General features: G+C 49.6%; 16 protein-coding genes. 1 reads left to right on the forward strand and 15 read right to left on the reverse strand.

The window, feature by feature from the left end:
• Positions 1-60 precede the first annotated feature (60 nt).
• Positions 61-249 carry a 50S ribosomal protein L28 gene (gene rpmB, locus AR543_RS17505; RefSeq protein WP_082472268.1) on the forward strand — a complete coding sequence of 63 codons (189 nt, stop codon included), beginning with the start codon at positions 61-63 and terminating at the stop codon, positions 247-249.
• 290 nt (positions 250-539) lie between these two features.
• Here rpmB and rpe read toward each other — a convergent pair whose 3' ends face one another.
• The 15 genes from rpe to AR543_RS17580 form a co-directional block, all read right to left on the reverse strand.
• The gene (gene rpe / locus AR543_RS17510) at positions 540-1,202 is read right to left on the reverse strand and encodes a ribulose-phosphate 3-epimerase (protein ID WP_060535704.1); all 663 of its coding nucleotides are present in this window, start codon (positions 1,200-1,202) and stop codon (positions 540-542) included.
• A gap of 2 nt (positions 1,203-1,204) precedes the next feature.
• A complete protein-coding gene (rsgA, locus tag AR543_RS17515) occupies positions 1,205-2,128 on the reverse strand; it encodes a ribosome small subunit-dependent GTPase A (protein ID WP_060535705.1) in 924 nt (307 codons plus the stop codon).
• 47 nt (positions 2,129-2,175) lie between these two features.
• Positions 2,176-4,398, reverse strand: a complete 2,223-nt coding sequence (pknB, locus tag AR543_RS17520) for a Stk1 family PASTA domain-containing Ser/Thr kinase (protein WP_060535706.1) — start codon at positions 4,396-4,398, stop codon at positions 2,176-2,178.
• Positions 4,395-5,168, reverse strand: coding sequence for a Stp1/IreP family PP2C-type Ser/Thr phosphatase (locus AR543_RS17525; RefSeq protein WP_060535707.1), 774 nt, complete (start codon positions 5,166-5,168; stop codon positions 4,395-4,397). Before AR543_RS17525 ends, pknB begins: the two co-directional genes overlap by 4 nt.
• Positions 5,169-5,174: 6 nt before the next feature.
• Positions 5,175-6,221 carry a dual-specificity RNA methyltransferase RlmN gene (rlmN, locus tag AR543_RS17530; RefSeq protein ID WP_046214858.1) on the reverse strand — a complete coding sequence of 349 codons (1,047 nt, stop codon included), beginning with the start codon at positions 6,219-6,221 and terminating at the stop codon, positions 5,175-5,177.
• Positions 6,222-6,441: 220 nt separating this feature from the next.
• Complete coding sequence (gene rsmB, locus AR543_RS17535; protein ID WP_174703751.1) at positions 6,442-7,917, reverse strand: 16S rRNA (cytosine(967)-C(5))-methyltransferase RsmB; 1,476 nt, start codon at positions 7,915-7,917, stop codon at positions 6,442-6,444.
• A complete protein-coding gene (gene fmt, locus AR543_RS17540) occupies positions 7,914-8,864 on the reverse strand; it encodes a methionyl-tRNA formyltransferase (protein WP_060536835.1) in 951 nt (316 codons plus the stop codon). The genes rsmB and fmt overlap by 4 nt, the downstream gene beginning before the upstream one ends.
• 9 nt (positions 8,865-8,873) lie before the next feature.
• Positions 8,874-9,353, reverse strand: a complete 480-nt coding sequence (def, locus tag AR543_RS17545) for a peptide deformylase (RefSeq protein WP_060535708.1) — start codon at positions 9,351-9,353, stop codon at positions 8,874-8,876.
• Positions 9,354-9,605: 252 nt separating this feature from the next.
• A complete protein-coding gene (gene priA, locus AR543_RS17550) occupies positions 9,606-12,158 on the reverse strand; it encodes a primosomal protein N' (protein ID WP_060535709.1) in 2,553 nt (850 codons plus the stop codon).
• Positions 12,155-13,384, reverse strand: a complete 1,230-nt coding sequence (gene coaBC / locus AR543_RS17555; protein WP_060535710.1) for a bifunctional phosphopantothenoylcysteine decarboxylase/phosphopantothenate--cysteine ligase CoaBC — start codon at positions 13,382-13,384, stop codon at positions 12,155-12,157. Before coaBC ends, priA begins: the two co-directional genes overlap by 4 nt.
• Positions 13,385-13,849: 465 nt before the next feature.
• Positions 13,850-14,083, reverse strand: coding sequence for a DNA-directed RNA polymerase subunit omega (rpoZ, locus tag AR543_RS17560; RefSeq protein WP_017814689.1), 234 nt, complete (start codon positions 14,081-14,083; stop codon positions 13,850-13,852).
• A gap of 46 nt (positions 14,084-14,129) precedes the next feature.
• Positions 14,130-14,702, reverse strand: a complete 573-nt coding sequence (gene gmk / locus AR543_RS17565; protein WP_060535711.1) for a guanylate kinase — start codon at positions 14,700-14,702, stop codon at positions 14,130-14,132.
• A 67-nt stretch (positions 14,703-14,769) separates the two neighbouring features.
• Positions 14,770-15,030, reverse strand: coding sequence for an extracellular matrix/biofilm regulator RemA (remA, locus tag AR543_RS17570; RefSeq protein ID WP_017814687.1), 261 nt, complete (start codon positions 15,028-15,030; stop codon positions 14,770-14,772).
• 63 nt (positions 15,031-15,093) lie between these two features.
• Positions 15,094-15,981 (reverse strand): YicC/YloC family endoribonuclease, encoded by an 888-nt coding sequence (locus AR543_RS17575; protein WP_060535712.1) that lies wholly within the window; start codon positions 15,979-15,981, stop codon positions 15,094-15,096.
• Positions 15,982-16,013: 32 nt separating this feature from the next.
• Positions 16,014-17,906 carry a bifunctional homocysteine S-methyltransferase/methylenetetrahydrofolate reductase gene (locus AR543_RS17580; protein WP_060535713.1) on the reverse strand — a complete coding sequence of 631 codons (1,893 nt, stop codon included), beginning with the start codon at positions 17,904-17,906 and terminating at the stop codon, positions 16,014-16,016.
• Positions 17,907-17,947 lie beyond the last annotated feature (41 nt).

Genomic DNA, 17,947 nt, shown 5'->3' on the forward strand with positions numbered 1-17,947 from the left:
TGTGATAATATGTTATGAGTGTTGTTTTCATGCACTTTTTTGGAAATAGGAGGTGTAACTATGGCTCGTAAATGTTATGTAACTGGTAAAACAGCTGGTAGCGGTAACCACGTATCCCACGCTAACAACCGTAACCGCCGTACTTGGGGCGTGAACGTTCAAAAAGTTCGCATCCTCGTAGACGGTAAACCAAAACGCGTATACGTAAGTACTCGTGCTTTGAAATCCGGTAAAGTTACCCGCGTATAATGATATGTCGATGAAGAAAGCATCTCTATTGACTAGAGATGCTTTTTTGCTATATTCAGATCGGTAGAACTGTTCTGCGATCACCGGTGTATCCATCTTTGCAGCAATAATATTCAAGCGATATCTAAGATTAAACATACAAAGCGCTAATCCTGTAAATGGATTAGCGCTTTGTTATTATACCTATTAACTCGTATAAGATGAACAGCTTGTCCACAAATATGTGCGAGTAGTTATAAGATCCATTCTTGGCTACTGCCGTTTATATTCAGCAGTCACACGGCAGCTTCTTAGTGAAGGCTATCGCGGATACTCCGGATTGCTTTGGCACGGTCAGGCGTATTGAATACGGCGCTGCCGGCTACAAGTACATCTGCTCCTGCTTCTACGACCTGTTTGGCTGTAGAAGCTGTAATACCACCGTCTACTTCGATATGAAGAGCCGTATGCCCCATCTCATTGGCCCATTCACGTATCTGGCGAATTTTGTTCACGGTACGCGGGATAAAGCTCTGACCGCCAAATCCCGGATTCACGGTCATAACGAGCACCATGTCGACATCTTCCAGCACTTCACGGATCGCTGCTGCCGGTGTAGCCGGATTGATCGCTACGCCTGCTTTGACACCATGTTCCTTGATTTGATGAATAACGCGGTGCAGATGTGTACATGCTTCGGCGTGAACCGTAATCATCTGTGCTCCAGCTTTGACGAAATCTTCGATATAACGATCCGGATTTTCGATCATCAAATGAACATCTTTGAACAGACCGGTATGTGCCGAGATGGACTGCATTACCGGCGCTCCGAATGTAATATTCGGAACGAAGTGGCCATCCATTACATCAATATGCACCCAATCCGCTCCGCCGCGCTCGACATCAGCGACTTCAGCCAGCAGTTTACCAAAATCCGCTGACAGAATAGAAGGGGCTATTTTTACTTTATGCATGATTAATACCTCCGTTTCTCATCTTTCATTTCCTGATAAAATTGCTCGTAGTGCTTGTAGCGGCTGTTGGCTATTTCTCCGTTTTCCAGAGCATCCAGCACTTTGCAGCCCGGCTCATGTAAATGTGTGCATCCACGGAACTTGCAGTCACTGGAATAGCGATTAAATTCGCGGAAGCATGAGCCCAGATCCTCGACGCCCAGCTGCGTGAAATTCAGCTGACTGAAACCGGGAGTATCGGCCACATAGCCGCCACCCTCCAGTTCGATCAACTCTACGTGGCGGGTGGTATGCTTACCACGACCGAGACGCAAGCTGATTTCGCTGGTATTCAGATCGCTGCCCGGAATCACCTTGTTCAGCAAGGAGGATTTACCCACACCTGACTGTCCGGCAAACATGCTGATTTTGTTATTCAGCTCCTGGCGAATCTGATCGGTACCCATATCCAGTTCGGCACTGGTAAGAATAACCTGATAACCAATATCCTCATATAGCTGTTTGGCTCTCTCTACAGCCTCGCGCATCACTGTATCTTCTTCACGCAGCAAATCCATTTTGGTAAAGCAGATCAACGGTTCCAGGCCAGCATGCTCGATATGTACCAGGAATTTGTCCAGCAGAATCAGGCTCAGATCCGGTTCTTTTACCGAAAACAGCAAGACAGCCTGACGAATATTAGCCACAGGAGGACGAATTAATTCCGTCCTCCGCGGCAGTATTTTGTCTACTGTGCCTTCTCCATTTTCTGTCAATGAAAAGATAACCTGATCGCCGACCAGAGGGGATTCCCCTCTTTTTTTGAAGATTCCGCGGCCCCGGCACTGTATAGTAGCCGGTTGATCCGCAGGAACCACCTCATCTGTCTGCTCGGGTTTTACATAATAGTATCCGCTTAGCGCTTTGACGATTAAGCCTTCTGGCATGTAATCCGTCCTCTCATTGATCTTGCATTTTGAATCATGATCTTCAATTACGGTGTATTCGTATCATTACCCGTATCATCGGTATTTTCATTACCGTTCCCCTGGCCTTGGCCATTTCCTTGACCATTGCCATTTCCGTTACCAATACCATTGCCGTTTCCATTGCTACTGCCATCTACTGCGGCGGGATCCTCTGTCTCCTGCTCTTCCGGAGGCGTAGTCTCTTCGGCTGGTGGAGTTGTAGTCTCCGGTGGAGGGGTTACTTCTCCGGTATTTTCGGGTTCCACTACACCTTCAGGTAGTGTTCCCTGTTTGGCTTCATTATATCCAATCGCAAAAGTATCCAGGAACTGACCATCACGGTAGACTTTAACAACGCCATTCTGGTTAGGGTCCAGCACCATATTGATCTGCAGCGATTTGCGGGAATCAATTGTTTTGGTTCCCCAGTCGCGGTCAGCACCACGCGCATCCGTATAGACAATATTGATTTTGCTGGTTTTGCCTGCTGTAGCTGGTGGTACCGATACCGTATACGTGTAATTCAGTGCTTCCGGCGGATAACCGGTGCTAATCCACAGATCCACTGCACTTCCTTTGGTAGCAGAACCACCAGATTGCGGATTCTGACGGGTGACTTTGCCTTTATCAACCGTATAGCTTGCTTCCTGCTGCACATTGCCTACTTTGAGGCCGGCAGAAGAAATTTTGGACTGGGCATCCGACTGGCTGATACCTGCTACCGATGGAACCGATGTTGTAGATACGCCTTTGCTTACCGTTAGCGTGACCGGTTGGGATTCAGGGTCTACGTCTTCGTTCGCTCCCGGCTTCTGGTCAAATACCTTACCGGCTTCTACACTGTCGTTATTTTCATCCTGTCTGGCAATCTGATCATCCTTAAAGCCCATCTCGATCAACTCTTTGCGAGCATCATCATACGTCGAATTGGTAAAGTCGGGCATTTTCTTGAGTTCTTTGGCCATGGCTACGCTGAGTTTGATCTCGGTATTCTGCTTGACCAGTGTATTCGGCTGCGGATCCTGTTCATACACCGTACCGGGTGCTATCCCTTCCTTGTACTCTCGGTGTACGTCATCTGCGACTGCCAGACCATATTTTTGCAACTCTACCTTGGCCTGCTGTTCTGTCATATTCGTGACACTCGGAACGGTAACCTCATCCTTGTTCAGCGTCTGATTTACATAGAATACAATCACAAACATAATCAGCAGTACTGCCAGCACCGAAGAGATAATAATCGCTGCTTTTTTACGGCTTTTCTGCTTGGAAGCTGTCGCCGTTTTGCTTTTGCCTCGGTCTCTCTCCATGCTTCGCACCTCATCATCCGGCAGACCGACCGGGATCGAGTTGGGGCGAATCGCTGATACGACCTTGGTCTGCTCGTCATCATCATTACTCGCAAAGTAGACTCTGGATTCCGTGCTGCGCTCTGGCAGCAGACAAGTATCCAGATCCGTAAGCATATCATGGGCAGAATGATATCGTTCTGCAGGGTTTTTACGCATTGATTTAAGTATAATATTCTCTACGCTCTGCGGAATCAGCGGATTAATGAGTCTTGGATCTTCGAACTCATCCTGCAGATGCTTCAGCGCAACACTGATAGGACTTTCTCCCTGAAAAGGAAGTCTGCCGGTCAGCATTTGGTAGAGAACAATTCCGAGCGAGTAAAGATCAGACTTTTCTCCGGTCGTTACGCCTTTGGCATGTTCGGGAGAAAAGTAATGTACCGAACCGATAACAGAACCTGTCTGTGTAATCGTGGTCGATGTGACTGCACGGGCAATACCAAAATCGGTTACCTTTACCCGTCCGTTACGGCCAATCAGTATATTATGCGGCTTGATATCACGGTGAATAATCTGATTATGATGCGCATGTTCCAGTGCATCACAGATTTGCGTTGCAATTCGCACCGCTTCTTCGACCGGCAAAGGAGCGCGTTCCTTGATAATTTCGTTCAGATTCTGGCCGTTTACATATTCCATAACAATGTAATGAATATCATCTTCCTGTCCAACATCATAAATGCTGACAACATTCGGATGAGACAAAGATGCCGCAGATTGAGCTTCACGGCGGAATCTGCGAATAAATTCTTCATCGTATACAAACTGCTGACGCAGTACCTTGATCGCTACATGGCGATTCAGCAGTACATCCTTGGCACGATAAACGAGTGCCATACCACCGCCGCCGATTTCTTCGAGTACTTCATAACGACCGCCCAGAATGCGTCCTATCACGATGTCCACCCCTTTGTATCCGACCTGGGTGCAGTGTCATTGATTTCGAACAGGGCAACCGTGATATTATCTTCCCCACCGGCTTCCAGTGCAAGAGCGACCAGATGCTTGGCACGGTCTTCCAGCGGAATCCCTGCCAGCGCAACGGTCTCGATCTGATCACCGGTAATCATATTGGTCAATCCATCACTGCAGAGCAGCAGAACTTCTCCGGCTGACAATTGAATATCATCCAGCTCCACACTCACTTCGGAATCCGTTCCCAGCGCACGTGTCAGTACGTTGCGACGCGGATGGGCAGCTGCTTCTTCCTGACTGATCTGCCCTGTTTTGAGCAGCTCGTTGACAAGGCTGTGATCCTGCGTCAACAGACGCAGTTCATCCTCGCCGACCAGATAAGCCCGGCTGTCTCCAATATGCCCAATAATGCCTTGATTGCCGCGCAAAAGTGCCGCTACGATCGTCGTTCCCATGTTGTAGTAATCGCTGTTCGTCTTTGCCATATGAAAAACAATGTCATTGGCATGCAAAATAGCGTCATGAAGCGCTGCACGGCAGGCTTCAGCCGATAATCCGGCCTCCAGCCCCTGCAGATCGCTCACTACCGTCTGGACGGCCAGCTGGCTGGCTGTATCGCCTGCCCGATGGCCCCCCATTCCGTCTGCCACAATACCAAGTGTATATTCTTCCTGTATACTGCCGATCCACACCGAATCCTCATTTACCTGTCGAACGCGTCCCTTATCACTCAGCTGCGCTGCTCTAATCAACTCTGATCACCTCGCTGTCGATTCCATATGCTTCGCCCGCAGCTGTCCGCAGGCCGCAGCGATATCGTGACCCTGTTCACGACGGATCGTTACATTAACGCCTTTATCCGCCAGGATACGCTGGAATTCAAAAATATCTTTGCGTGGTGTACGCACATAGTTACGTTCAGGTACATAGTTGACAGGGATCAGGTTGACGTGACACATCATATCCTTGAGGACATTTGCCAATTCTTCAGCATGCTCCGGACGGTCATTCACGCCGCCGATCAGTGCATATTCAAACGTAATGCGGCGTCCTGTTTTTTCCATATAGTAATGCAGGGATTTCATCACATCATCAAACGGGAAACGGCGGTTAACCGGCATCAGTTTGGAACGCAGCTTGTCGTTTGGAGCATGGATAGAGATTGCCAGATTGATCTGGGTTTCTTCGTCTGCAAATTTGTAGATATTCGGTACGATACCACTGGTGGATACGGTGATATGACGCTGACCGATATTCAGGCCTTTTTCATGAATCATGATACGCAGGAATTTCATGGTTGCTTCGTAGTTCTCGAACGGCTCACCGGAGCCCATGATCACGATACTGCTGACACGCTCATTGGTCTCATCCAGGATTTTCTGTGCCTGAACGACTTGGGCTACGATCTCGCCTGCAGTCAGGTTACGCTTCAGTCCACCCAGTGTCGACGCACAGAATGTGCAGCCGATCCGGCAGCCAACCTGTGTTGTTACACAGATACTGTTACCATAGTTGTGACGCATAATAACCGTCTCGATCGCATGATCATCATGCAGGCCGAACAGGAATTTCACTGTACCGTCTTTGGATTGCAGCTTGGTAATTTCGCTCAGTGTTACAAAAGAAAACTGGTCGTTCAGCTTGGCGCGCAGTCCTTTGGAAAGATTCGTCATTTCCTCAAAAGAAGATACACGCTTCACATACAGCCAGTCAAAAATTTGTCCTGCACGGAAAGCAGGCTCGTTATTTTCTTGCACCCATGCCTGGAGATCTTCCAGCGAATAATCATATATAAAGGGTTTCATTGGATTTATCACACCTATTCTTTGGCTCTTATTTTTGTAAGTCATTTTTGATCATTTGCAATACGAGTTACATCGGGTTTACATCTTTACTATTTTAGCACAAAAAAAAGAAAGCCTAAAGAGGTACCCGCCAGCTTCTGCTATTTTAGAGCGAAAGCATTGTCTGACGTACCTGCTGTAGGCCGTTATTGTATATCCGTAGTTGTGCTAAGACCCTATACTAACTCATTCTGCGCAAAGCCGCAATATAAAATCCGTCCGAATGATAATCCTGCGGCAATATTTGCAGCCCGATACTGGATTCGGTACTTTTTTTGCCTGAGGAAACTCGCTGCTTGGCAGCGGCTTCCTTTAGAGGAGAAAGCGGTGTGTCCGCTGCTTCAAATGAAGGGTGCTGCTCCAGGAAGCTGCGAACCACGTATTCATTCTCGCTGTATTCAATTGTGCAGGTGCTGTATACCAAAATCCCGCCCGGCTTGAGCAGCGTGGATACCTGGCGGATCAGCTGCTGCTGAAGCTCGGAAATATCCTGAATATCCTGCGGCGATTTGTTCCATTTGAGATCCGGTTTACGCCGGATCACGCCAAGACCCGAGCATGGTGCATCCAGCAGGATACGGTCAAACGAAGCTGCCGGATAACGCTCGGTTAGCGTCAGTGCATCGCCGATCGCTGTCTCGATCATATTCAGATGCAGGCGCTGTGCCTGATCATCAATCAGCTTGCGCTTGTGATCGTGAATATCGTTGGCAATAATCTGCCCCTGATCCTTCATCTTCTCGGCCATATGTGCTGTTTTGCCGCCAGGAGCTGCGCAGCAGTCCAGCACTTTCATGCCCGGCTGTGGCTGAACCGCTTCGGCTACCAGCATGGAACTCTCATCCTGAATAGAAATCAGTCCCTCACGATACCAGTCCGTCAACGCCATATTGCCGCTGCCGCCTACCAGAATACCATCCGGAGCGACTGCCGAAGGCTGTGCGTAATACCCGGCTTCATTCAGTGTAGCCATCATATCGTCACGCGAAATCCGGAATGTATTCACCCGCACGCTGACAGCTGGAGGTTCATTATTGGACATACAGATCTGCTCTGTTGTCTCTTCTCCGTACTGCTTGATCCAGCGCTTCACCATCCATTGTGGATGAGAATACTGCAGGGATATCCGCTGCGCCGCCGGCAGACCTTCCGGAATCGATAATTCATCCAGCTGACGAAGCACATTGCGCAGAACACCATTTACCATACCGGATACACCCTGATGTCCACGACGCTTGGCGATATTGACAGCTTCATTCACCGCAGCATGGGATGGAATGCGATCCAGGTAATAAATCTGGTAAAAGCTCATGCGCAGCAGATTGCGTACCCATGGCTGCAGCTTTTGGATGCCTTTGGCGACAAGCTGGTCAAGAAAATAATCAATCGTATTCAGATGGGCGACGGTGCCGTAGACCAGCTCTGTAGCCAGACCCGTATCCGAACGTTCCAGATCCGCCTGAATTAGTGCCTGATTCAGCTTGAGATTACTGTAAGCACCTTCTACTTCTACATCGGTCAGTACATTCAGCGCTACATCACGGGCTGACAATTTGCGAGGTGAGCCGCTGCCAGTACGCTGCCGCTGCGTATTATGTCTATTTCCGGCAGGACGCGACTGACCGCTATTGCTATTATTTTTCTTCTGGTCGCTCACTGGAACACCGTGCCTTTGGTCAGGGATGTGCCGCGTACAAAATCTGCTGCGCGCAGTGCTTTTTTACCTGCTGGCTGCACTTCGGTCAATGTAATAACGCCATCTCCCGTACGCACGGTAATGCCTTCGGCTCCTATGTCCACGACTGTACCCGGCACAGCGTCTGCCGCACCTGCAGGCAACGAAGCCGATGGATCAGGGTGGAGGGTTTTCCATACTTTGAATACTTCATCATTCCAGAGGGTGAATCCACCGGCAAAAGGTACAAGTCCGCGAATCTGGTTATAAATAGCACGGCTGTTTTTCGACCAGTCAATTTTCTCATCGTCCCGTGTCAGGTTAGGCGCATATGTCGCCTGCTCATCGTCCTGCGCTTCCGCTTCAAGCGGTCCTTGCAGCAGACGCGGCAGTTCCTGACGTAGCAGTACCGCCCCGGCTTCACTCATTTTGGCAAACAATGTTCCTGAGGTATCTTCATCGGTAATCGGAACTTCCAGACGGGAAATCATATCTCCGGTATCCAGTCCTTCCGCCATGTACATCAGCGTAATACCGGTTACGGTCTCTCCGTTAATAATAGAACGCTGAATAGGTGCTCCACCGCGGTATTTGGGCAGCAAGGAACCATGAATATTGACACAGCCCAGACGAGGCAGCTCCAGCACCGCTTTGGGCAGAATCTGTCCATAGGCAGCAGTTACAATCAGATCCGGTTCATAAGCAGCCAGTTGAGCTACCGCTTCGGGACTGCGCATACGCTGCGGCTGAAGAACAGGCAGTCCGTGCTCCAGCGCTGCTGCTTTGACCGGAGTAGGCGTCAGTACTTTTTTGCGTCCTTGCGGACGATCCGGTTGCGTGACTACACAGACCACGTTCAGGCCTTCTTCCAGCAACACGTTCAGGCTGGCTACAGCAAAATCAGGTGTTCCCATAAATGCAATTTTAATAGTCAACGCTTATTCTCCTTCCTCGTCCAGTCTGCGGTCATAGACACGCTCGGCAATATCGGTAAACAGTACACCGTTCAGATGATCGATCTCATGCTGCAGCGCACGTGCGAGCAGTTCACGTCCGGTAATGGTAATTTCCTGTCCGTTGCGATCCAGCCCCTTGACAGTCACTTCCATTGCACGACGAACTTCGCCATTCAGTGCAGGTATGCTCAGGCAGCCTTCCGAACCGAACTGTTCTCCGCTGCTGGATACAATCTCCGGATTGATCAGTTCAATTAGACCATGATCATCTCCTACATCCACGACGATCGCGCGCTTCAGTATACCAACCTGCGGTGCAGCCAGACCGACGCCATCTGCGTCATACATGGTATCCGCCATATCAGTCAGCAGTTTTTGTACATTAGGAGTAATTTTGGTTACTTCTTTTGCTTTTTTGTGCAATACTTCATCAGGTTCTTTTACAATAATACGAATTGCCATCGGGTATCCCATCCTTTATTTATTCTACATTACAAGTGTTTATTGCTGTGCATTACAGATTTCAATCACACATAGGTGCAGTGCATACTGTTATTCTCGGTCTGACAGGTATTCCTGTTTGTACGCAGAGTACAGGGCAGCACTTCAACAGCTGCTGCCCCTTTGCTCTGGCTATCCCATATCCGTTATACCGCCTGGTCGCGATCCATTATAATACTGGAAATGTATCCCGGATCATTATTTGACGGATGATTACATCAATACCTGTGGGTCTACGTCGATACTGATCTGAAGATCCTTATCCCGTACGCTGTCCTGAAGCTGCTCCGATATATGCTCTGCCAGCCGGGCAACGTCCATATCTCCACGCCATTTTATCATACATTGGAATCTGTATCTATTTTTCAGTCTCGGAATCGGGGAAGCGACAGGTCCCAGTACATCCAGCGCTTCGGCGGAGAAACGCTCCAGACTACCGAGCCAGCCCAGCTTATGCGAATGATCCTTGACCATCTGCACATAATTTTCCGCAATCCGCACGAGCAGCGGCAGCTTTTCATGGGAAAAGGTAATCAGTGCCAGTCGGCAGTACGGCGGATAGCTGAGCACCTGGCGATGCTTGAGCTCCTCACGTACAAAGGATGCATAATCGTGACGGCTGGCATGGACAACCGAGTAATGATCGGGATTATACGTCTGCACGATAACTTCACCGGGTAAATGGTGTCGCCCCGCTCGTCCGGCTACCTGGGTAAGCAGCTGGAATGTTTTCTCCGCAGCACGGAAATCCGGCAGATGCAGCGCCGAATCGGCAGCAATAACGCCGACCAGTGTTACATCCGGAAAATCCAGTCCTTTGGCGACCATCTGCGTACCGAGCAGCAGATCTGCCTGCTTATCCCTGAACTGGTTCAGCAGCTTCTCATGCGAGCCTTTTTGTGTAGTGGTATCCACATCCATACGTACGACGCGGATGCCCGGGAACAGTTTGGCCAGTTCTTCCTCCACCCGCTGCGTCCCTGTACCAAAGTAACGGATATGCTCGCTGCCACATTCCGGGCAGATCTCAGGTGCCGGCTGTGCATGCCCACAGTAATGGCAACGCAGATTGTTGGAACGCTGGTGGAACGTGAGGGAAATATCGCAGTTGGGACATTCTGCTACATAGCCGCATGTACGGCACATGACAAAGGTCGAATGACCGCGGCGGTTCAGCAGCAGTACAATCTGCTGCTTTTTCTCCAGACGATCTTCGATCGCCTGATGCAGAGGGCGGCTGAACATCGAACGATTGCCTTCCTTGAGCTCTTCGCGCATATCGACGATATGAACTTCGGGCAGCTCGCTTCCCAGCGCCCGTCCGTGAATTTCCAGCAGTGCCGGATTGAATTCGTCGCTGCTCTGGGAACGGGCTGCATGGTAGCTTTCCAGTGAAGGCGTCGCCGAACCCAGAATCACAACCGCTCCATGCTGATGAGCACGATGTACTGCTACGTCGCGGGCATGATATTTGGGGCTCTCTTCCTGCTTGTAGGAAGTCTCATGCTCTTCATCCATAATAATCAGACCCAGATTGGCAAAAGGAGCAAAAATCGCCGAACGCGCACCAATCGCCACGAGTGCCTGACCTTCGCGGATTTTGCGCCATTCATCATAACGCTCTCCACTGGATAGACGGCTGTGCATCACCGCGACATGATCGCCGAAACGGCTTTTGAAGCGCTCTACCATTTGGGGAGTCAGAGCAATCTCGGGCACGAGCATAATCGCCTGGCGATCCTGCTCAATCACACGCTGGATCGATTGCAAGTAGACTTCGGTCTTGCCGCTCCCTGTAATACCGTGTACAAGAAATTCTCCTTCAGTGCGTGTATCCAGGCGCTGAACAATAGCATTGTAGACCATCTGCTGTTCATCTGTTAGCACAAACGGCTGGCTCGGTGCAAAGCTGTGGTTTTTGTACGGATCACGGAATACTTCCATATCACGGATAACAATATAACCTTTGTCTGCCAGCGATTTGACTGTGCCTGCGGTTACGCCGAGTACGGTCATAATATCCTTGAGCGGAATCTCGCCACCGGTATCTGCGATAAAGGTAAGCACTTCTTTTTGACGCCGTGCTTTGGCCGGGAATTCTTCGATAATGGTACGAATCTCGTCTTCGGGCAAATGCAGGGATACGGTACGGATTGTTTTTTTCTGTACTTTATCGCGAATGCTGCGGCTCTCAGATAATACGCCGCGCTGCAGTAGCTGCTTGATCACATCCGCGTGACTGGCGAACTTGCGGGTTAGATGTTCCATCCGAACTTCCTGCTGCTTCTGGATATGTGCAACAATCTGCGCTTCCATATCCGTCAGTTCATCTGCACTTTCAAACAAAACCAGTTCATCCGGATCACGCTGCAGATTCGACCCGCGTTCTGCCCATTCCGAACGATCAGTTACCCGGATATAACGTTCCGCTTTGCCTTTGAGAGCAGCAGGCAGCATAACCTGGAGTGCAGTAATCCGATGGCACGCATAACGCGCACTCATCCATTCCGACAGCTCGACCAGATCCTCGGACAAAGGAGGAGTTAGATCGAGCAGCTCTTTGATCGGCTTGAGCTTGACCGCGGGAGTATCCGATTCCATACTCAACCCCACGACAAATCCCTGCAGAGTGCGCGGACCAAAAGGAACGCCTACTCGGCTCCCGATCTCCAGCCAGCCTTGCATGGATTCGGGAATAATATAATCAAACGGCCGATCGGTACCCCGGCTGGGTACATCGACAATGACCTGGGCAATCCTGCTCATGAAGCAGACACCCCATTTAACCGGCCTGCAGCGATCTGCAGCAGTTGGAACGCCACCTCATCCTTGCTCATCAGCGGCAGATCTTCAACCAGTCCTCCAGCATCATAAATCTGTACTTTATTCGTATCGGTACCAAAGCCTGCTCCAGCTTTGGTTACATCGTTAGCTACCAGTAGATCACAATTTTTGCGTTTTACTTTGTCCATCGCATATTCGTCCACATTATTCGTTTCTGCAGCAAAGCCGATCAAAAACTGATGCTGTTTGCGCTGACCAAGACTTTCCAGAATATCAACTGTTTTTTCGAGCTCAAGTACCAGATCATCGTCTTTTTTCTTCATTTTGGTAGCATGTACAGTCTTGGGACGATAATCGGCAACTGCAGCAGTCTGAACCATAATATCAGTATGATTCCACTCTCCCAGTACAGCTTCGTACATATCCTGTGCCGATTGCACCTGTACGGTATCGATTCCTTCTGGAAGCGGCACCTGTATAGAACCAGCGATCAGCCGTACCTCTGCGCCCATCGCATGTGCAGCGCGAGCGACGGCTATGCCCATTTTGCCGGAAGAATCATTGGTAATATAACGTACAGGATCTATCCGCTCTATAGTGCCTCCTGCAGTTACCGTTACTTTGCGTCCAGCCAGCAGCTGACGCATCGCTTCACGCTGCTGCTGGGCAGCAAAGAAATCGTTAACGACACGAATAATCGTCTCGGGTTCTTCCAGACGACCTTTACCCACGTATCCGCAGGCAAGCATGCCTTCGCCCGGTTCGATCATCAGTACACCACGGTTGACCAGTGTATTCATGTTCTGAATAATCGCCGGATGCTGGTACATGTGTACATTCATTGCCGGAGCGACCATAATCGGAGCCGTAGTTGCCAGCAGCATGGAAGAGAGCATATCGTCTGCCAGACCGAGTGTCATTTTGGAAATGGTATTGGCTGTCGCCGGCGCGATCAGCACCAGATCGGCCAGATCGGCCAGATGGATATGTGTTACTACTTCCGGATTACGTTCGTCAAATGTATCAATATGAACCGGATTACGGGAAAGCGTCTGCAGCGTCAGCTCTGTAATAAATTTGGAAGCCGATTCCGTCATGATGACATGTACATCCGCTCCCTGCTTCACCAGACCACTGCACAGCGCAGCTGCTTTGTAGGCTGCAATACCACCTGTAATACCGAGTACGATCTTTTTACCTCGTAGCATCTATTTTCCCTGCTTTCCTATAGAATAATTGGAAATAAAGAAAGTAAAAAAGAGTGGATTTCTTCGTCTACTCCTGTATTCGATATCGTAAAAATATATAATAGAATTATCTATGATTGCCTGTTTGTACAGCCTTCAGGACAAAAAAAGATCGAACATTCCGCTATCTAGCACCATCATGTTCAATCCCTTAATTATACCTCTTTTTCACCAAAAAAGTAACCGGAAGAAAGAGCTTCTTCCGGTTATTCTGACATGAGTTTATGATCTGCAGCGCAGAATATTATCGGCATCACCCAAGCACCTGTACCCTGTACTGCTGCTTAATCGTTATATTTTTATCTTTTTTGGGCACAAAAAATAACAACCTCGCGGTTGTTATCCTTGTCTGCCGGTCTGATTACCGGCTGCTACTATTTCATTTTTCTTATAGCCACCAGATGATCGATGCCTTTAAAGAAAAATTTATTTGTTTTCGCGATCACTTTGCTCCAGCTCGGCTTCGGTTCTGCGCTCGATTTTGATGTTGTCATTGTAGATTTCTTCCAATGCCACACCTACATATTTGTGGGAACGTGGATCATGCAGTTCGCTTTTGCTGCCATCGCGCAGTTGTCTTGCACGACGGGAAGCTGCTACAACGAGGGAATACTTGCTGTCTACTTTGTTCATCATTTCATCAATAGAAGGATATAACATGAATTAAGCACCTCTTCATTGGGCTCGAAGCTCAGGCTTCAGCCTCTTATTTGCGGATCTTGCAATGCTCGGCAATAATAATGCTCTCGATACGCTTGCACGCCAGATCAATCTCGTCATTTACTACCGAATAATCGTAATGCTTCATCATTTCGAGTTCATCCGCAGCAACGGTCATACGATTGTTGATCGTATCCATCGTCTCGGTTCCCCGATTTTGCAGACGATTCTGCAGCTCTTCAAATGATGGAGGTGTCAGGAAAATAAATACGCCCTCCGGAAACTTCTCCATCACTTTCAATGCGCCCTGTACTTCAATTTCCAGGAAAATATCATTACCTGCCTCAAGCGTTCTATCCACAAAATCACGCGGCGTTCCATAATGATTACCTACATATTCCGCATATTCCAGCAGCATATCGTTATCAATCATCTTTTTGAACTCATCATGTGTCTTGAAGAAATAGTTCACTCCATCGACTTCGCCGGTTCGCGGCTGACGAGTCGTCGCCGATACCGAATAAATCAGCTCAGGCTTGCGAATACGCAGTTCTGCGCTTACGGTTCCTTTACCCACACCGGACGGACCGGATAATACAAATAATAATCCCTTAGACATGGTACACTCCAATGTAGGGCTGTCGACGGTCGTTGCAACAGCAAGGAGGCCGACAGCCTGTTTTTGTTTATTCGTCGTTATCGTCGTCTTTGAGAGACAGACGATGTGCTACAGTCTCCGGCTGTACAGCCGACAGGATAACATGATCGCTGTCTGTGATGATAACCGCACGGGTACGTCTTCCGTAGGTGGCATCGATCAGCATATGACGATCACGCGCTTCCTGAATAATACGTTTGATTGGCGCGGATTCCGGGCTTACGATTGAGATAATCCGGTTCGCTGATACAATATTACCAAAACCAATATTGATAAGTTTGATTGCCATCTTCAGGTTTTTCCCCCTATACATTTGACTCAATCGCGCCGAAATAAGGTCGCTTGTTGGTCTTCATTCCAAATTGGCGGCTTGTTCACGGATTTTTTCCAGCTCCGCTTTCATCTCGACGACATGGTTAACTAGAGCCAGATGATTAGCTTTGGAACCAATGGTGTTCACTTCCCGGTTCATTTCCTGAAGCAAGAAATCCATTTTTCGCCCGATCGGCTCATCGGTATGCAGAAGATTTCTGAACTGTTCAAAATGACTCGCCAGACGTGTCAATTCCTCGTCAATATTGGAACGATCCGCGAAAATGGCGATTTCCATCCCCACCCGGGATTCATCCCAGTGAAAACTTCCGTCCTGCAGTTCGGACAGACGCTGACGCAGCCGGACACGATGCTCTTCTACGACTGTAGGCGCCAAACGGCGCATCTCGGCGTAAATCTGCTGCAGATGATCAAGCCTTCCGCGCAGATCTTCCGCCAGATGACGGCCTTCTCTGACACGCATCTCAAGCAGGCCTGTCAGCGCTTCGCCTAGACCTTGCTCCAGTAGCTCTCTCCACTGCTCCGGATCATCATCGTTCCCATTCTCCTGAACGGTCATGACCCCGGGCAGCGACAGCAGCTGATTGATATCCAGCCGACCTTCCAGTTCCCCGAACTGCTGGAGCTCGCGGGCTGCCTGAATATAGGATCGGACTGCTGCCTGATCCAGCTTCAGTGCTGCCTGTTCGCCGCCATCCTGCTCCTTGTTTACAAACACATCAATCCGTCCCCGCTTTAGCCGGCTTTGTACCAGTTTGCGCAGCGTGTCTTCCAGGCCAGCCCATTCGCGGGGCAGCCGGAGCATCACTTCACAGTAGCGGTGATTGACGGATTTGACTTCAATCTGGATTTTGTAGCCGCCATATTGAACGGCGGACTGACCGTATCCGGTCATACTGAATGACATCGGCATCACATCCGTTATTCTATTGTAATTGATTATTTACCATGAAACAAGGGGTTCGGACGCTGCTTTGCTTTTGCCCATACATATTCTGTAAGCTGCGCGCTCATATCATACAGCATAAATGGAGTCATGATATAAATTCCGTTAAAATACTCCAGGGCCACATCCAGCAGCTCGCGGGCGATAGCGACACCTGTTTGTCTCGCCTCCGGTCCTTCCAGACCAGCCATACGGCCGCGAATATGGTCAGGCAGCTGAATCCCCGGAACCTCATTATGCAGGTATTCCGCATTGCGCCCGCTGGCCAGCGGCATAATACCGATAAAAACAGGTACGCTCAGATGCTTGGTCGCTTCATGCATCTCACGAATTAGATGCTCGTCATAGACCGGCTGGGTCATGACATAATCGGCGCCTGCAGCGATTTTCTTTTCCAGACGCTGCACGGCTTTGTCCAGATGCTTCACATTCGGGTTAAAGGCAGCTCCAACAACAAAGCGCGCCCGGTGTTTGAGCACTTTGCCCGAAAAGGCGATACCCTCATTGAGCTGTTTGATCATTCGGATCATATCAAATGAAGTCATATCGTAGACCGAGCTTGCTCCCGGCAGATCACCGAATTTGGATGGATCACCTGTGACGGCAAGGATATGATCCACACCCAGTGCATTCAGTCCCATCATATGCGATTGGTTGCCAATCATATTGCGATCCCGGCATGTGACATGCACGAGCGGACGCAGTCCGGTCTCCCGCTGAACCAGATGAGCCAGCGCCATATTGCTCATCCGCGTAACCGCCAGTGAATTATCCGCCATCGTCACCGCATCGGCTCCGGCTTTTTTGAGCGCTTCGGCTCCAGCCATAAACCCTGTAATATCTAGATCACGCGGCGGATCAAGTTCCACAATCACTGTTGGTCGTTCTTTGACCAGCTCAACCAGCGTAGGCGGCACATCATCACGATCAGAGCCCCAGCCGCCGAGAATATCCTTTTCCATCGTAATACTGATCTGCGGCGAAGGAACCTGCACATTCGAAAAGTCGAGTGGTGCAGGCACATAATCAGCCAGCGCACGCGCAATCGCGGCAATATGCTTTGGCGTTGTTCCGCAGCAGCCGCCGATTACTCTGGCGCCCAATTCTGCCAGACGAACCGAACTTTGACCAAAATACGAAGGCTTCGCCTTATAGCGGTATTCACCATCCACATAGCTGGCTACACCCGCATCCGGATACACAGACAGCGGCAATGATACTTTGCCGCGTACATATTCCAGCGCACGCATGGTACCATTGGGGCCTACACGGCAGTTCAGACCGACCATATCTGCTCCTGCTTCTGTCAGAATAGCAAAAGCATCCGGCAGACTGTAGCCATCCAATGTACGCACCGCATCCTCTACCGTCAGCTGGCAAATGACCGGAATATCGGTCAGCTTGCGTACCTGCTTCAGCGCAACAGCCAGCTCTTCCAGCTCAAAAAACGTCTCCAGCAGAATGCCATCCACGCCTTCTTCCAGTATCGCATTCAGCTGTTCCCTGAAATATTTGCGCAGCTGTGGTAGTGGTGTATTGGAGCGCTTGCCTTCGCGAATTGCGCCGACCGAACCCACGACATAAGCCTGGTCGCCAGCAGCCTGACGGGCAATGCGCACCCCTGCACGATTAATTTCTTCCACTTTATGTTCAAGCCCGTATTTGGCGAGCTTCTCGTGATTCGCAGAAAAGGTATTCGTCTCCAGCATCTCTGCTCCTGCAGTGACATACTGGCGGTGCACATCCTCAATAATATGCGGACTCAGCAGGTTCAGCTCCTCATAGGAAATGCCTACCGGGAATCCCAGCTGATATAAATAGGTTCCCATTGCTCCGTCGCCTACAATAACACCGTCTGTCCATCTTGATCGCAAATCCGGCTTCATCTGCCACACCTCGCTGTATCGATTTATGCTTAAATGTATCA

The organism is Paenibacillus bovis (genome assembly GCF_001421015.2).
Taxonomy (GTDB): domain Bacteria; phylum Bacillota; class Bacilli; order Paenibacillales; family Paenibacillaceae; genus Saccharibacillus; species Saccharibacillus bovis.